The sequence below is a fragment of the Novosphingobium sp. KA1 genome (assembly GCF_017309955.1).
GTDB lineage: Bacteria > Pseudomonadota > Alphaproteobacteria > Sphingomonadales > Sphingomonadaceae > Novosphingobium.
The window spans coordinates 1-14,914 of record NZ_CP021247.1 but is presented as its reverse complement, the minus strand read 5'-3'; the positions used below and the strand labels follow the sequence as shown (position 1 = coordinate 14,914).

Annotated in this window: 21 protein-coding genes; 3 read left to right on the top strand and 18 right to left on the bottom strand. The window is 62.3% G+C overall.

The window, feature by feature from the left end; genetic code table 11:
• Window positions 1-25: 25 nt before the first annotated feature.
• Entirely contained in the window at window positions 26-811 is a 786-nt protein-coding gene (locus CA833_RS00105; RefSeq protein WP_207078839.1) for a DUF3825 domain-containing protein, read from the top strand.
• Between the two features lie 116 nt (window positions 812-927).
• On the opposite strand, the gene CA833_RS00100 is transcribed toward CA833_RS00105, so the two are convergent.
• The 13 genes from CA833_RS00100 to CA833_RS00040 form a co-directional block, all read right to left on the bottom strand.
• Window positions 928-1,230 (bottom strand): HigA family addiction module antitoxin, encoded by a 303-nt coding sequence (locus CA833_RS00100; RefSeq protein ID WP_054944953.1) that lies wholly within the window; start codon window positions 1,228-1,230, stop codon window positions 928-930.
• Window positions 1,230-1,511, bottom strand: coding sequence for a type II toxin-antitoxin system RelE/ParE family toxin (locus CA833_RS00095; RefSeq protein ID WP_207078838.1), 282 nt, complete (start codon window positions 1,509-1,511; stop codon window positions 1,230-1,232). Before CA833_RS00095 ends, CA833_RS00100 begins: the two co-directional genes overlap by 1 nt.
• A 167-nt stretch (window positions 1,512-1,678) precedes the next feature.
• Complete coding sequence (locus tag CA833_RS00090; RefSeq protein ID WP_207078837.1) at window positions 1,679-2,347, bottom strand: phage virion morphogenesis protein; 669 nt, start codon at window positions 2,345-2,347, stop codon at window positions 1,679-1,681.
• The gene (locus tag CA833_RS00085) at window positions 2,347-2,829 is read right to left on the bottom strand and encodes a phage tail protein (RefSeq protein WP_207077926.1); all 483 of its coding nucleotides are present in this window, start codon (window positions 2,827-2,829) and stop codon (window positions 2,347-2,349) included. The genes CA833_RS00090 and CA833_RS00085 overlap by 1 nt, the downstream gene beginning before the upstream one ends.
• Window positions 2,813-2,968: a hypothetical protein gene (locus tag CA833_RS00080; protein WP_242526185.1), complete on the bottom strand. Its 156-nt coding sequence runs from the start codon at window positions 2,966-2,968 to the stop codon at window positions 2,813-2,815. Before CA833_RS00080 ends, CA833_RS00085 begins: the two co-directional genes overlap by 17 nt.
• Window positions 2,955-3,353, bottom strand: coding sequence for a hypothetical protein (locus CA833_RS00075; protein ID WP_207078835.1), 399 nt, complete (start codon window positions 3,351-3,353; stop codon window positions 2,955-2,957). The genes CA833_RS00080 and CA833_RS00075 overlap by 14 nt, the downstream gene beginning before the upstream one ends.
• On the bottom strand, window positions 3,350-3,949 hold the full coding sequence (locus tag CA833_RS00070; protein ID WP_207078834.1) for a hypothetical protein: 600 nt from the start codon (window positions 3,947-3,949) through the stop codon (window positions 3,350-3,352). The genes CA833_RS00075 and CA833_RS00070 overlap by 4 nt, the downstream gene beginning before the upstream one ends.
• Window positions 3,950-3,954: 5 nt before the next feature.
• On the bottom strand, window positions 3,955-4,290 hold the full coding sequence (locus CA833_RS00065; RefSeq protein WP_207077930.1) for a hypothetical protein: 336 nt from the start codon (window positions 4,288-4,290) through the stop codon (window positions 3,955-3,957).
• Window positions 4,291-4,518 (bottom strand): tail protein X, encoded by a 228-nt coding sequence (locus tag CA833_RS00060; RefSeq protein WP_142633710.1) that lies wholly within the window; start codon window positions 4,516-4,518, stop codon window positions 4,291-4,293.
• The gene (locus tag CA833_RS00055) at window positions 4,518-5,000 is read right to left on the bottom strand and encodes a head completion/stabilization protein (protein WP_207078833.1); all 483 of its coding nucleotides are present in this window, start codon (window positions 4,998-5,000) and stop codon (window positions 4,518-4,520) included. Before CA833_RS00055 ends, CA833_RS00060 begins: the two co-directional genes overlap by 1 nt.
• Window positions 5,001-5,118: 118 nt before the next feature.
• Window positions 5,119-5,997, bottom strand: coding sequence for a phage terminase small subunit (gene gpM / locus CA833_RS00050; RefSeq protein ID WP_207078832.1), 879 nt, complete (start codon window positions 5,995-5,997; stop codon window positions 5,119-5,121).
• Between the two features lie 42 nt (window positions 5,998-6,039).
• The gene (locus CA833_RS00045; RefSeq protein ID WP_207078831.1) at window positions 6,040-7,092 is read right to left on the bottom strand and encodes a phage major capsid protein, P2 family; all 1,053 of its coding nucleotides are present in this window, start codon (window positions 7,090-7,092) and stop codon (window positions 6,040-6,042) included.
• A gap of 63 nt (window positions 7,093-7,155) precedes the next feature.
• Window positions 7,156-8,004, bottom strand: coding sequence for a GPO family capsid scaffolding protein (locus CA833_RS00040; protein ID WP_207078830.1), 849 nt, complete (start codon window positions 8,002-8,004; stop codon window positions 7,156-7,158).
• A gap of 162 nt (window positions 8,005-8,166) precedes the next feature.
• On the opposite strand from CA833_RS00040, the gene CA833_RS00035 reads away from it, so the two are divergent.
• Both CA833_RS00035 and CA833_RS00030 read left to right on the top strand, forming a co-directional pair.
• Window positions 8,167-10,017, top strand: coding sequence for a terminase large subunit domain-containing protein (locus tag CA833_RS00035; protein WP_207078829.1), 1,851 nt, complete (start codon window positions 8,167-8,169; stop codon window positions 10,015-10,017).
• Complete coding sequence (locus CA833_RS00030; RefSeq protein ID WP_207078828.1) at window positions 10,014-11,081, top strand: phage portal protein; 1,068 nt, start codon at window positions 10,014-10,016, stop codon at window positions 11,079-11,081. Before CA833_RS00035 ends, CA833_RS00030 begins: the two co-directional genes overlap by 4 nt.
• On the opposite strand, the gene CA833_RS00025 is transcribed toward CA833_RS00030, so the two are convergent.
• The 5 genes from CA833_RS00025 to CA833_RS00005 form a co-directional block, all read right to left on the bottom strand.
• The gene (locus CA833_RS00025; RefSeq protein ID WP_207078827.1) at window positions 11,074-12,186 is read right to left on the bottom strand and encodes an ImmA/IrrE family metallo-endopeptidase; all 1,113 of its coding nucleotides are present in this window, start codon (window positions 12,184-12,186) and stop codon (window positions 11,074-11,076) included. The genes CA833_RS00030 and CA833_RS00025 overlap by 8 nt on opposite strands.
• A gap of 46 nt (window positions 12,187-12,232) precedes the next feature.
• Entirely contained in the window at window positions 12,233-12,835 is a 603-nt protein-coding gene (locus CA833_RS00020) for a hypothetical protein (RefSeq protein WP_207078826.1), read from the bottom strand.
• 116 nt (window positions 12,836-12,951) lie between these two features.
• Window positions 12,952-13,239: an addiction module antidote protein gene (locus CA833_RS00015; protein ID WP_207078825.1), complete on the bottom strand. Its 288-nt coding sequence runs from the start codon at window positions 13,237-13,239 to the stop codon at window positions 12,952-12,954.
• A gap of 35 nt (window positions 13,240-13,274) precedes the next feature.
• On the bottom strand, window positions 13,275-13,565 hold the full coding sequence (locus CA833_RS00010) for a type II toxin-antitoxin system RelE/ParE family toxin (protein WP_207078824.1): 291 nt from the start codon (window positions 13,563-13,565) through the stop codon (window positions 13,275-13,277).
• 486 nt (window positions 13,566-14,051) lie between these two features.
• Window positions 14,052-14,747, bottom strand: a complete 696-nt coding sequence (locus CA833_RS00005; protein WP_207078823.1) for a helix-turn-helix domain-containing protein — start codon at window positions 14,745-14,747, stop codon at window positions 14,052-14,054.
• Between the last annotated feature and the right edge of the window lie 167 nt (window positions 14,748-14,914).

Genomic DNA, 14,914 nt, shown 5'->3' with positions numbered 1-14,914 from the left:
AAGCGCACAAACACAGGAGGTGAAGTTGGCCAAGTACCAGCCATATGATCTGCCCGAAAAATTTTCGGATTTTGCTATGATGCCAAAACTCAATGAACACATTGAGGCATTAGCAAATCTTGCTGAAAATGAAGATTGGGAGTATCGGCACACTGCTTCCACTCAAGCAAAGCCTATTCTCAAAAACTACGTACTCCACACCTACCAACGAATTGCAGAAGAGAAAAAAGTTTCTGTCAGTGCAGACGAAAATTTCTGCTGCTGGAACACAGGCCTCATAACCCCCACGCAAGAACCGATTTACATGTTACTTGTTCGCAATAAGATACCTGAAATCGACTCTTATTGGCATTTCTCAAAGTGGGCACGGCGCGGAGAATGGGATCTCAATAAATTTCCTTCTCTGCCGGATATGGCTCATTATTTTGACGATCCTTCAGTTCTGGTATTAGATACCCGAAAAGAACTCAGAATGAATGTTGAGCATGTAGTAGCCGACAACGTGGATCGCTTTCCTGATGCTCTCAAATCAATGCCACCATTCGGATTGCAAAATCTAGTGAGCGGCGCGAAAGATTCTGCATGGCAAAGAGCCCGAAGGAACTATAAGACAGCCATTCCCCAGTACTACCAAGGCCAAGTACAGCTTCTTGTTCCACTCGCTCTGACGGATCCCGCGCGTGCAGACCTCGCGTTAGTGGTGGAACGATATTCCGATTTTTATCGCGCTGCGACCTGCCTTACATTGGATATGGCATATAATAACGCACGGCAACTTGCTCGCCCTGATAGGGATTGGCTCGCACCATAAAGGGCGTCCGCATACGGCTTCGAAAGGTCAGGCTGTAGCCTCATTTTCCATGGGGCACTGAAGGGGCGGCTGCTTTCGGGAAACTCAATTCCGCCTTCGAGCGGCAATAAGGGGCGCTACGCTGCTAGTGCAATCCGTTCTACCTTGATCTCATCTTCATGCGCGCGTGCGCCAGCGAGGTCATAGGCCGACTGCATGCGAAGCAGCGTGTCGGCCTTGACCCCGAATGCCTTTTCGAAGCGGATCGCCATGTCGGCCGAAATCGACGAATGCCCGTTCAGCAGGGTGCTGAGGGCTTGGCGCGAAACGCCGAAGTGCTTTGCCAAGTCCTTGGTCGTGTAGCCGGACGGATCCACGATCTCTTCCTTGAGCCAGACCCCCGCATGGACACGGAGCGAAGGATGCATCTGCAGAGCCATCAGTGATAATCCTCCAAATTGAGGTCGGCGATGGTTGTTTCGTCAACCTTAGTGAACGTCAGTCGCCAGTTCTTGGTGACGGTCATGGCGAATGTACCTGCCCGCTCCCCGGTAAGCGGGTGGAAGCCGAAATTCGGGGGAATCGCGAGTTCATCAAACGAACCCGCATCCACGATGTATTGCAGCATGTTGATCACACGGCGATGCTCTATAACGCCCTTGGTCATCCCAGTGGTGAACATTTTGCAAAGCGCTTTGTGAGTGATGCTTTCGATTTCCACGTGTCAAGCTATACACGACATGGCGCCGGTTCGTCAACCGTCGCTTGACACGGCAAAACCCTAATCGGCCCTACCGGCAAGAGATAGCCGATGGGCTGGTTCCTGGAGCGTCAAATCGGCCTTCGGGCGACCAACTCAGGGCGCTAAGTGGCCGTACGAGCCTACCCTCAGACCAGAGAAATCTGAGCGAGGAGGGTGTCTAGCAGTCGCTCACGATCTGCGGCCGTCGCCCCAAGCAATTGGCGCTGCGGATAAGCAACTGCCTTTGCGCGCAGCGATGGCTTGTCCCGCAAGCCGAACTGGTGAACCTCCGCGATCTGCGAGACTTTGCCGGTGAAGCCAACCCAGATGCCCTGATCGTCCACGCCAGAGCGCAGGAATCGCGCGCTGGCGAGGCGGCGGAACATGGCCTTGCGGCGAAGGCTTCCCTGCCGGCGCAGGCTGCTGCCGGCGGTGTTGCGGTGTTCCTCGGGGACCGGGAGCCACTTCACGATCTTGTCGAACTCGAACGTACGGATATCGCCGGCCTCGATATCGAAGCCGGTGAGCATGCGGCCGGTGCCCCATGTGAAGCTTTTCATGATCACCCGGCGCGGTTCGCCGCTGCCGTGGGCGGGATAGAGGAAGCACGCGGCGCCCCGGCTTGAGACCGGCGGTGCCTTCTGCTTGCGCGCTTCGAACGGGGCGCCGCCGGGATCGCGCTGGGCGGCAATGCGCTTACGCTGACTGGCGGCAAGGTCGCGCGCCATGCGGTGCATCAGCGCGCGGCGCGGGCCGGGTTCAAGGCTGCGCAGGATGGCACCGGCGATGCGCTCCAGTTCGCCCAGATCGTCCATCAGTCGGCGCCGCCCAGCATCAGGGGTTCATCGCCGGCAAATGCATCGCTGAAGGTCGCGGTGACGCCGGCAAAGGCATCGGTAAAATCGGGTTCGGGCAGCGTGGTGATATCGTAGCCGCTGCCGTCCGCGCGCAGGTTCACCAGCACGCTTTCGGTGAGGTCGATCGAGAATTCCACGTCGGCCGTGTCCGCATCGAGCAGCTGGGCTTCGAACCCGAAAGGCTGGCTGTCCGGCTTGCGCAGCAGGGCAGGCTGTTCGCGCTGGATCCACGCTAGCAGGGGCACGATGATGTCGTTGGCATCGCCCGCGTAGTCCATGAAGAGGGCCTTCACGGTATAGCCATAGGCGAACGACAGCGTGGCAGAGCGGCGCGCGTTCACGGTGCCGCTCTCGATGTAGATCTGCAGCTTGTCCGGGTGGACCTTCAGGTAGGGGATATAGGCGGTGAGCCAGCGGCGCAGCCTATCGGCCTTCTGCATCGGTGCCTCCCATGGCGGTGCGGACTTGCGCCTGGAGTTCGACCAGCGTCGCGCGGATCTGCCCGGCGACGTCATAGAGCGCGGTCAGGCTATTATGGGCGTCGGCGCCGTCCATGGTTCCGGCGCTATTGTGCTGCACCCTGGGCAGCGGCGCCGGGGGCGCCAGCAGCGCTGGCGACACCCGTGCCGTTCGCGACGTCGGCTGCGCGGCCGAGCAGGCCGACGCCATCAGCATCAATGCAGACATTGCGATAGACCGGGCGTTCAACGACCTTCTGGCTTTCATGGTAGATTTCCCTGACACTTGCCTGCCGGGTGTATTCGGCGGCCTGGCTGCGTTCGGTGGAGGCGTCGATCTGGCCCTGCAGTCTGGCGCGCACCGCTTCGGCGGCATCGTCCGCGCGCTTCCGGGCGGCCTGTTCCTGTGCGGCGCCGACGTGCGTGCCGTAGAAGAAACCGCCGATGCCGGCGGCGCACGAAGCGAGCGCGCCGGCAAGAGCGAGGTGGCCAAGACCGAGCGTCACGCCCAGCCTGCCTTGATCAGTGCCGACTGGATGCGATCGGCATAAGTGGCGATATCATCGGCCCGGTCGGTGCCGTTGATGATGCGGCGGGCCATGATGAATTCGGAATGGGTGCCGGTGGGGCTGACGTAGTCGGCCAGCTTGCGTCCGGTGAACGCGCCGGCCTCCATGCCCATGATCAGGATCCGCACCGAGATATCCGGTTCGAGCGCGCGATCGAAGTTCCTCAGCAGGGTGCCGCCGAGGCCAAGGGCCTTGTCCGCCCACTCGTAATTGCGATCCCACGTCAGCTGGACAAGGCCCCGGCCGTACTGCGACTGGCCGTACTTGCCGGGGACGGCATAGGGTTTGCCCCTGCCGAGCCCCCATTCGCGCTGCGGCTTGAAGCGGGCTTCGTGCCAGGCGGTGGCAAGGGCATAGGCCATCCAGCTGGCCGGCCAGAGGGCACCGGCGACAAGGATGGCGTTGACGATGTTGACCTGGGCCTGCGTCAGCGAGCCGGTGACGCTGCGCAGCGCGGCGAAGAAGGCATCGGGCGAGGCAAGCGCGCGGCGGCGCGGCGCGCTTGCGGTCCGGGGGCTGGCTTTGGTGGCCATGGCGATCAGTCCTTTTTCGGGAGGAAGCGGTCTGCGAGGCGACCGGGGAGACTGGTGAGCGCATCGATCACCGCCCTGGAGACGCGCGGGGTGGCGTCAAAGGCGAGCAGGGCGATGGCAAAAGCGATCGACTGGGCGACAAAGCCGTTCCAGTCCGTCACGGCGACGATCGCGAGCGTGGCGTAATAGCTGACCGTGGAGCCCACTGCCCACTGCAGGAAGCGCTGGCGCCACGGCAGGCCGGGCTTCCACGCCTGCGCGACGGCGGATCCGATCAGCGAGGGGCTGAGCGAGCCGACGAATTCAGCCGTGGTTTCAAGGATGCTGCGAAAGTCCGACATTCAAAGGCTCCAGAGTTGGACGAGGGGCAGCACTTGCGCGGTGCCGGCATCGGCCGAGGCCGGGACGATCACGACGGTGCCGAGGGGGAGGATGGGGCCGAGATCAGCCAGGCCGGGGTTCGCGTCGAGAACGCGCGCCAGATCGGCAATGCCAAGCCCGGCATCGCGCCAGAGCAAGAGGTCCAGCTTGTCGCCGGCCTTGGCGGTAAGGCGCTGCTGCGCGGCCATCAGATCAGGTCGACCGTGGTGCGCGGCTTGCCGAGGATGTCGCGCACGGCATGCATGGCATCGCGGCGCAGATCGCCGATCGAGGTGGTGAGATCCTCGCCCTGCGCGTTGCCGGCGGCCGTCGTGTCAAAGTCGCGGTGGCGTTCGACCAGTTCGGCCTTGGCATAGAGGGCGACCGCGCGCTGATAGCGGATCAGCTGCACGCTCTGGCCATCCAGCTGTTCGGCCGGGACACTGGCCAGCGTGGCATAGCCGCCTGCCTTGCAGGCGGCGGCATAGGCGGCAAGGTCGTTGCCCACGGTCATGATCGCGCCGAGGATCGCCGCGCGCAGCCGCGCCGGCGTGATGCTGGTCGGGATCCTTGCCTCTTCGCGCACGGCAGCGGGATCGACGTCGGGGAAGAAGCCGTCGTTGCTGACGGCCTGTTCCGTCGACGGCGGCTGTTCGATCTCGGGAGAGGGCGGCAGCGATACGAAAGACATGAGGGTCTCCGCGCACCCCGCCGGCTAACAGGGATGGGGATCGGGGCAGATGGCGGCCCTGCGGCCCGAAGGCCTCCCGCATCGCGCGATCCGCCCCTGAGCGCCGGGGGCGAGCTTGTCAGGCAGCGGGATCGCTGCCGGGTTCGGTGGTCTGGGCGGTTTCGGCGGCGGTCACGGCGGACAGCAGCTTGTCGGCGCGCTTGATGCGATCCTTCACGCCGATGCGGTCATTGAGGCGCTGGGCGTCGCGCAGCGTGGCGATCGTGGCTTCCAGCGCGGCCTTGCTGTCCTCGGCGGGCAGTTCCTCGGCCGCGCGCAGCTGCTCGATGCCGATCGCCTTCACCAGCTTGGCGCGGACCTCGTCATGGAGATCGAGGTGGGCGGTGAGATCATCGACGCGTTCGAGGATGCCGAGCGGGAAGGTGTTGCCAAGGTTCTGGGCCCTGGCGGCGGCAGTGGCGATTTCCTCGACCACGATGGTCGCCGTGTCGCGCTTGTAGCGTGCGGGCATGGCGACCTGGTGGCGGAAGAGGAAGGGCACAAGGTCGAGCGCCTGGCCGAATTCGCCGATGTCGATCAGCCAGACCATGCAGGTCGGCAGGACTTCGGCGGCAACGCCGGTGCCGGCGCCGCTGTCGGCGGTAAGCACGCCTTCGATCCAGGCTGCGTATTCGGGCAGCATTTCGCGCTTCGCCTCGATCTTGCGGTCGACCGAGCGGATGGCCTTGAGGCGGCGCAGGTCATGCGTGAAGCGCAGGACGATCTGGGCGGAGGTGCGCTGTTCGGCGGACGTGGCCCGCTCCGGCGCGGCGACGATGGCTTCGGCCGCCGCACGCTCGCGATAGATCATCGCAGGCGTGCGTTCGGCGCTGGTGGCATGGGAAGGCGCGGAAATGGGGTGCCCGCCCTCAGCGGAGGTGACGACCGGCTTCGGGTCGGCGGCCTGGGCTGCGGCAAGGGCGGCCATGCGCTCCCGGTGGAGACGTGCGGGTGTCATGATGTCGTTCCTGCTCGATGAGGGCGGGCGGCGGCGGAAGGCTTACGCCTTCGGGCCGAGCTGGATGTTTTCGAGGAGGGCGCACTTGCCGTATTCCTCGATCATGAAGGCGTCGTTGATGCTCTCGAAGTTATCGATCTGATCGAGCGACGGGTTGTCCAGGATGGCGCGCCGGGCGGTGCCGATCTGCCAGTAGTAGGACAGGTTCTTGAAGCTGGTGATCAGGATCGAGCCGGCCGGGAAGAAGGGCACCTGCACGGTGGGCTTGCCGCCCAGCTGGCGGCTCGACAGGATCACGTCGCGGGCAACCTGTTCGGTGGCGGTGTTGCCGGCTTCCTCGATGATCTTGAAGTACTTGTCGTGGACGAGATCGCCGCCGACCATCACGACAAGGTCCGTCGCGGTGCGGAAGCGATCGTGGATCAGGTTCTGGATCGCATCAAACACCAGCGCGTCGAGGTTCGCGTAGTCGGCCGTGCCGTCTGCCGACACGTAGATCTTGGCGGTGTCCTTGGTGCCGTGGGCCATGACGCGGCTTGCGGCATAAGTGCGGATCTTATGCAGCCAGCCATAGTTGACGTCCTGCAGCAGCGGGAAGGCATCGCGGTCGGTCTCCACGGCAGCGTCGACGCCGTTGAAGCCGATGCACATGATGTCCTCGGCCTTCTGCGCCAGCACCGCGTCGCGGCACAACTGCTGGAACTCGGGCATGTGCGCCCAGGCATCGAGCAGTTCGTAGGACCAGGCGTAGTCGTAGTCGGTCTTCTTGCAGAGGTACTGGTCGATCTGGTCGGAGCCGGTGACGTCTCCCGGCGAACGGCGGTTGCCGGCGGCGCGGTTGGTGCGGCTTGCCAGCGAGCGGTTCACGCCCACGCCGACGCGGCTGCCCTGCTGGTTGACCACGGGCATGACGTTGATGCGCGACATGAAGTCGCTGATCGTGCGCAGCTTGGCCTGCAGGCGCTGTTCGATGGCGGGCGAGACGTTGAATTCATCGAGCTTGCCCGGCACCGCCGTGAAGGCGGCGGGCAGGCCGTTCAGCTTCGCGACCTGCGCGACGAAGGCGTGAAGAAGCAGGCGGGTGGAAGTCTGCATGCGAAGGTACTCCGGTGAAAGGCGGGCGTGCGGGGAGGGGGCGCGGGGGAGGGGGGCGGCCGATCAGCAGTCGGTCAGGAACGCGGCATTGCCGCCGCCGCCGGTGGCCGGGGCGCGCGTGAAGTCCTGCGGCTGTTCCGTGGTTTCCAGCTGGCCCTTGAGGCTGGCGAAATCCGCCTGAAGCGCGGCAATGGCGTCGTTGGCCGGCTTGACGGCCAGCGCGACCTGTTCCCCCAGCGCGGTGCTGAAGGCGGCAATGTCGAAGCCATTGTCATTGGCGGGCTTCGGCTTGGGTTCTTCCTTGGGCTTTTCCGTGTCGCCCCGGCCGAACATCGTGGCAAGGCTGGCGAAGCCCGAGCGGATCGCATCGGCAACGCCGGCACTGTCCGTGCCGGAAGGCTCCATGACGATCGCGGCTTCGATCGCGGCCGAGAACAGGTTGTCGGGGTGCTGCTTGCGCGCGTCGAACATCGGCTTGAGCGCGGAGAACGACAGCGCTTCGGTGCCGAGCGAGGCGGGGTTGTCCGTCACGGCAAGGCCGATCAGGCCGACTTTGCCGGTACCGCCGAAGTCGGGCGAGATCTCGACCGAGGTGAAGATCTTCTGGCCCTGCTTGTTGATCCTGAGCAGCTGTTCGTTGGGCTCGATCTGGGCGTAGAGGGCGCGGCGGCGCACGGTTTCGCCGTCGATCACCAGTTCATCGGTCTGGGCCTTTACGGCGCTGACGCTGCCATAGGCATTGAACGGCGGCTCGGGGCTGAAGCCCTTGATGTGTTCGCAGTTGATGCGCGGGGTGTAAGTGGCCGCGCTGAACGTCGCGACAATGTCGTCGATCCAGGCGGCTTCGATCTTGCGGCCATCGCTGGCGGTGAAGCCTTCGACGAAGACGCGGAAAAACTTGCTCTTTGCCATGTTCGGTTCCGGTTCCCTGAGTTGCTCGGCAGCGAGGCGGGGGCTTTGACGGGACCAAAAGGGCGGGTCTGGCGCCTTGTCTCAAGGGGCAGCATTTGGCCGGGCGGCCAGCCAAATGGATGGCGGTGATCGGGGGGCAAATTGCGGGCCATGGTCGCCGCCATGCCCTACCAACCTGAACCCGGCGGCCTGACCGCAGCGTGGAAATTCGATCCCCGCCGACATGCGCGCAGCCTCTACTGGCGCGGGTGGGGCGTGAGCCAGATCGCGGCGGAATTCGCGCTGCACGGCGTTGCGAGCGACAATGGCAAGGCGCTCCCGCGCGCCACGATTGAATCGTGGAAGCAGCGCGACCGGTGGGACGATGCCCCCTCGATCAGCAAGATCGAGGACGGGCTGGAAATCCGCCTGCTGACCCTGATCGCAAAGGAGAAGAAAACCAGCGCGGACCTGGTCGAGATGGACGCGCTGGCGCGCCAGATCGAAAGCCTTGCCCGCGTGCGCCGCTATGAGCAGCCGGGCGGCCATAGCGGTGACCTTAACGAGAAGGTCGGCAACCGGAACGCGGGCGCGCGCAAGAAGCCGAAAAAGAACCACTTCACCGCCGAGCAGGCGGCCGAACTCAAGCGCATCTTCCTTGAGGGCCTCTACGACTACCAGCTGACCTGGTGGAACGCGCTGAGCCAGCGCACCCGCATGATCCTGAAGTCACGCCAGATCGGCGCGACCTACTACTTCGCCTTCGAAGCCCTGATCGACGCGATCGAGACCGGCCGTAACCAGATCTTCCTGTCGGCATCGAAAGCCCAGGCGCACCAGTTCCGCAGCTACATCGTCAGCTTCGCCAAGCTGGTGGGCGTGACGCTGGGCGGTGATCCGATGCTGATCACCTCGGACTTGCGGCCGGAGGAAGAGGCGGCGGCCGAACTCCATTTCCTCGGCACCAACTTCCGCACGGCGCAGGGCCGCCACGGCAATTTCTATTTCGACGAATTCTTCTGGGTCCATTCGTTCGAGGAACTGAACAAGGTCGCCTCGGGCATGGCGACGCACAAGAAGTGGCGCAAAACCTACTTCTCGACGCCATCGAGCGTTGCCCATCCGGCCTATCCCTACTGGACCGGCGAGCGCCGCAACCGGCGCCGGAAGAAGGAAGAGCGCGTCTCGATCGACGTCAGCCATGCCGCGCTTGCGGCGGGCAGCGTCGGCCCTGACCGGATCTGGCGGCACATCGTCAACATCCTCGACGCCGAGGCCGGCGGCTGCGACCTGTTCGACATCGACGAACTGAGGGACGAGTACGCGCCCGACGAATTCGCGAACCTGTTCATGTGCGACTTCGTGGACGACAGCCAGTCGGCCTTCCGCTTCAACGATATGATCGCCTGCGGTGCCGACAGCCTTGTCGACTGGACCGACTTCAACATCGAAGCGGCGCGACCCTATGGCAATCGCGCGGTCTGGGCGGGCTACGATCCGCAGGAAAGCGAGAACGGCGACAATGCCGCGCTGGTCATCGCCGCGCCGCCGCTGATGGAAGGCGGGCAGTTCCGTATCCTTGAGCGGCACCCGCTGCGCGGTCTCGACTTCGAGCAGCAGGCCGAATTCATCAAGGCGATGCTCAGCCGGTACAACTGCACTTATCTGGGCATCGACGCGACCGGCGTGGGCGCCGGCGTTTACCAGTTGCTGGCGAAGCCCGGCGCCATGCCCGGCTGCGCAGTCGCCAAGATCGAGTATTCGCTCGAACTCAAGGCGCAGATGATCATGAAGGCGCAGAACGTGATCCGGCGCGGGCGTCTGCTGTTCGACGTCGGCTATCTCGATATCGTCTCGGCCTTCGTCTCGATCAAGAAGACGCTGACCACCAGCGGCCGCAACGTCACCTTCAAGGCCGGGCGCGGCGGTGACGACGGCCACGCCGACCTTGCGTGGGCAACCATGCACATCCTCATGAACGAACCGCTCGACGGCAAGGAAAAGCCCAGGAGCACGATGGAGATCATCGAATGAGCAAGCGTACGCGCCGCCAGAATGTGCGGGCAATGAGCCGTCAGGAATCGGCCGCAGCCTCCAAGGGCGCGATCGTGCCGGCGGGAGAGGGCGGTGGCGCGGTGGAGGCGTTCACCTTCGGGGATCCCGAACCGGTGCTGAGCCGGGCCACGATGCTGGACATGCTCGAATGCTGGCACAATTCGCGCTGGTATGAGCCGCCGATCCCGCTGGACGGGCTGGCGCGGGCCTATCGCGCCTCGCCGCACCATTCGAGCGCGATCATCCTGAAGCGCAACATGCTGGCGGCCAGCCTCGATCCCGCATCGCGTCTGAGCCGCAAGGCCTTTGCCGGGCTGGTGCAGGACTACCTCGTGATGGGCAACGCCTATGTCCAGCAGGTCCGCAACCGCCTGGGCGGTGTGCTGCGCATCGATCACTGCCTTGCGAAGTACGTGCGACGCGGCGTGGAGCCGGGCCGTTTCTGGTGGGTGCCCGGCTTCCAGAACGAAAGCGAGTTCGAGCCGGGCAGCGTGCATCAGCTGATGGCGCCCGACGTCAACCAGGAGATCTACGGACTGCCTGAGTACCTCTCCGCGTTGCAGTCAGCCCTGCTGAACGAGAACGCCACGCTGTTCCGCCGCCGCTATTACGAGAACGGGAGCCACGCGGGGTACATCCTGCATGCGACCGGGCAGTTCGCGGATGGTGACGTGGAGGCGATCCGGCAGGCGCTGAAGAAGTCGAAGGGGCCGGGCAACTTCCGCAACCTCTTCATCCACGCCCCGGACGGCAAGGAAAACTCGATCCGACTGCTGCCGATCGCCGAGGCCGGCGCCAAGGACGAGTTCCTCGGCATCAAGAACACGACGCGCGACGACGTACTGGCCGCGCACCGCGTACCGCCGCAGCTGCTCGGCATCGTGCCGGCCAACGCCGGCGGCTTTGGCGACGTCACCAAGGCCACCGATGCCTTCTTCGAGCTGGAGATCGAGCCGCTGCAATCCGTGTTCCTCGAACTCAACGATATGCTGGGCGTCGAGGCGGTGCGGTTTAGGGAGCGGGTGAAGATAGTCCCTAGCTGATACCGCTGAATAGGCGCACGACATTTCCTGCATCTGCGATCTGCGCAAATGGAAGGCGACGACCAACCAGCACTTCGAACATTCCGTCTGAAATGCCAGCACCATTTGCGATCTCACGTAGAGCAATCGATCCTCCGCGCTCAAGCGTTCGGAAAATCGTGTCGAGAAGTTCGGGTTGTTCGGCGACAATCTCGTTGTCGAGTGCCTCAACCTTGCTCTGTCCCGTCTTGTTGAGATGGATATTGCCTGTTCGATATTTGTCAGCGGTTATTAGCCCAAGATCGTAAGCACGACGAATTATGGCTCTAGCTGACACTTTCCAGCGGGCCTTCAGGGCAAAAATCGCTGACCAATCTAGGTTCCGACTTCGAGGGAATTCACGTGCGAAAGCAGAGCGCGGAAGCAGAAATGCGCCAGCGAAGCGGTGCGCCTGACCTTCAGTTTCTCGGCAACCCGTATGCACGCCGCGATGCATGACTAAATGCCCGCATTCATGCGCTAGATCAAAGCGAAGGCGGCAGGCGGCAGGCTTTGCCTCGCTTCGAATGATGAGTGGGCGCCGCCGGTCCATGGACAAAGCGTCGACGCGCTCAGAGATGCCATCAAAATAACCAACGATAGCTCCCGCATTCTCAACCACCCGCATCATGTTGGTGATCGGACCTGAGAGACCAAGATTCCAGTGTTTCCGGCACTCTTCTGCGGCAAATTCAATGTCTTCGGCAGTTTCAATTGCATGCTGAGGGAAATTGACTGGGGGTAATTTCAACGCGCTATCGAGCCGCTCCACCAACTGATCCAGCAGTGTCCCACGCGCAAGCACCTGGCTGGTAATGGATACGGGCGTGGTGGCCTGTTTGCGGAAATGACATTGCTCCGGTTGCACAGGCAGTTTAGCACTTTGAAAGAAGAAGTATGGCGTAACGCCCAAAACGTCGGCTAGCAGCTCGACGTTGGCACTTGTGCCTAGTTTGACCCCGGTTTCGAGCTGGTGAAGGTATTGCCGAGTCATCCCGACCTTTAAGCCGAGTTCTTCGAGGGTGAATCCGTGCGCCAGCCGCGCAAGACGCAGCTGGTCGCCGGCGAATTGATCGCCTGTTTTCATATGAGTGCTCGTACTTTTTAATCGCGACTAATTTCGGGCAGCGAATCTAGCCGGCATCCTTGGCGGTATCTTCGTCGTCGCCCAACAAGCCCACCTTGGGTTCGGGGAGTTCGACGCCTTCGTCCTCGACCGCGATTGGAATGAACTTGGTTACCGTTGCGATCGGCAGCGGTACCTCCCAAACCAGCACAGCCTGCTTATGTCGTAGGCCGACAAATTTGATAGCAAGTACAGAACCGTCAAAATCGGTTTCGACCGCAAATCGATAAATCAGCGGTTCCGATTCTTCCTCGGGAAAAGCAATTGCCAACTGATCCAATTCAGGAAAGGCAACGCGGCATGTCTTGTTGGTCGGTTCGTCTGCATCGCCGCGATAGAATCTTACCGGGACCAATCCGATGCCGAAAATAAACCTCATGCTGGGATCGACGATGGTCAGCCAAGGGTGCGAGTCAGCTTCGTTAGCCTGAAGTATGCGAAACTGTCCGAATTTGTATGCTCGGCAGCCGAGTGTCCATCCATCGTCCCCAATATCACTGTCGAATCTCTCGACTGCGTCATGGCGGCCTTGTCGGATGAGCAGAGCAATTTCGGTCAGACGGTCAGCGGTGAGATCCGGATGGTAGTCCCACGGAAATTGCTTCGGCATCGGTTGTTCCCTTTACGTGCCGCTCAACAATGGGCGAATTTAGAATTCTGTCAAGCAAATTTCCATTTGTAAACTGACCCCATCTGACTGGTGCCTTGGCCGCAGAGGCGTCCTGCTTAGGCGGCCGCTTCGAACCGAATCTTCAGGCCAAGCGCCGGCAGTACCTTCAGCATGGTTTCCAGCGTCGGGTTCCCGTCAGGGCCCAGCGTCCGGTACAGCTGTTGGCGCTTGATGCCGGTTTCTTTTGCCAATTCCGTCATCCCGTGGGCGCGGGCAACGATGCCGATCGCCTTTGCCACGATGTGGGCATCGCCGGTTTCGAGCGCATCTGCGAGCAGTTCTGCCTGATCTTCGGGCTCAGAAAGATATTCGGCCGCATCAAAGCGGGTGAGTTCAATAGACATGGTACTGCCTCCTGGCTTGTCCCATCTGCGGCCGCTCACGGTATCTGAGCGGCCAGTTCCTTGGCCTTTGCGATATCCCGCTGCTGGCTAGACTTGTCGCCACCCATCAGCAGAATAATCAATTGCTCGCCCCGGCGGGTGAAATAGAGGCGGTAGCCGGGACCGAAATCGATACGCACCTCGGAAACGCCATCACCAACCGACTTCACATCACCCATTAGCCCGAGTTCAATTCGGGCGATGCGACCCGCGATCTTCGACTGTGCCTTGCGGTCCCTAAGGCCGTTAAACCAGTTCGCGAAGAGCGGAGTCTGCTGCGTTTCCATATTGTCATTTATATGTGACACGCAGTGAGTGTCAACATTTAAGTGACAATATGGCCTGTACTCCTGTCGAACTCGCCGATCGCACGCATTGCGACGACGTGAAATAATATTACGCGCTCGAACGCCTTCGTTGCCGACCCTCGGCGCGGGCTTTTCCCCCCACCTCGCCCGCGCACTTTTCGTGTCGGTTTTGATGCGTTTTGGGGAGGTCCGCAAACCGGCCCAGAGCCTAGGCCGGCCTCACGATACCTGCCGAGTATCGCTGATGCGGATTGATGCACCTGGCGGTGCGATTTCGAGCCTCGACCGGGCGGGCGTTTTCCGCCCGCGCGACGGCCGCTGATTGGCACGACCGTTGCTCTTGCCCCCCTGATAGCCATGGGCGGCGCAAGCCGCCCCGCACTCCGCTGCCGCTTGGGCTGCGAAGGAGACGGGGAACGTCCCGATAGGCATGGGGGCAATACAAATCCTGCGCCTGAAGGCGCCCTAGCGCCTTCTGTCCTTTCTCTCTTCTGTTCTGGGGGAGGGGTACAATGCCAAGTTGGCACTCGCACTCACCCCAAAGGAAAGACCGAGCATTTCCTCATGCTCCCGCAATGCAGCAGGGTCGTTGCGGTACATGTGCGCCATGCGATCCGCCATCGAGCCGCCAACGAGTGAGCGTCGTTCGGCGCGCTCACGCGCTCCAGGTGCGGACAGAGAGCCTGTGATGTTCGCCAGCAGCTTGGCCGTCTTGCCGGCGATGCGTGACGGCACGGGGCCTGAGCCTACCAGCTTGCGGCTTGTCTCCCGCAGCTTGTCGCCCAACTTCTGGCGCAGCGTGCGGCCGATCTCGACAGGCAGCTTCGCAAGATCGATGAAATAGGCGTTGCTGGTCTGTTGGCGCTTGGGGCCTTCGCCGGCGGCATTGCCGGTTTTCACCGTTCGGCGCACCCAGTTGACCAGGTTCTCCTTGCGGAGAACTTTCAGTTGGCGAACCACGGTACGTCGGGAAAGGCGGCTGCGCTTGGCGAGGCTGTCCAGGCTCGGATCGCAGCGGCCGGTCTTGCCGTCCATGAAGGCGAAGAGGGCCTTGAGAACCTGAAGGGCGTTCAGCGAGATCGGCAGCGTCTTGCCCGGCTTGCGCACCTGATCGGCGTAGGCAAGCACGGTGTCGCGATAGACATCGCGGAACCGGAACATGTTCGCGTTGTTCGCGGTCGGCTCCCAATAGATGGTCGAAACCTGAGCGCGCGTATCGTCGACGTCGTAGCTGCGTCGCCAAGTGGCGCACCGGGCTGCGCTGAGAGTGACAATAGGCGATTTTTCATTTTGTAATTCGCCCGTAAGTCTTTGATTTCTCACAATCC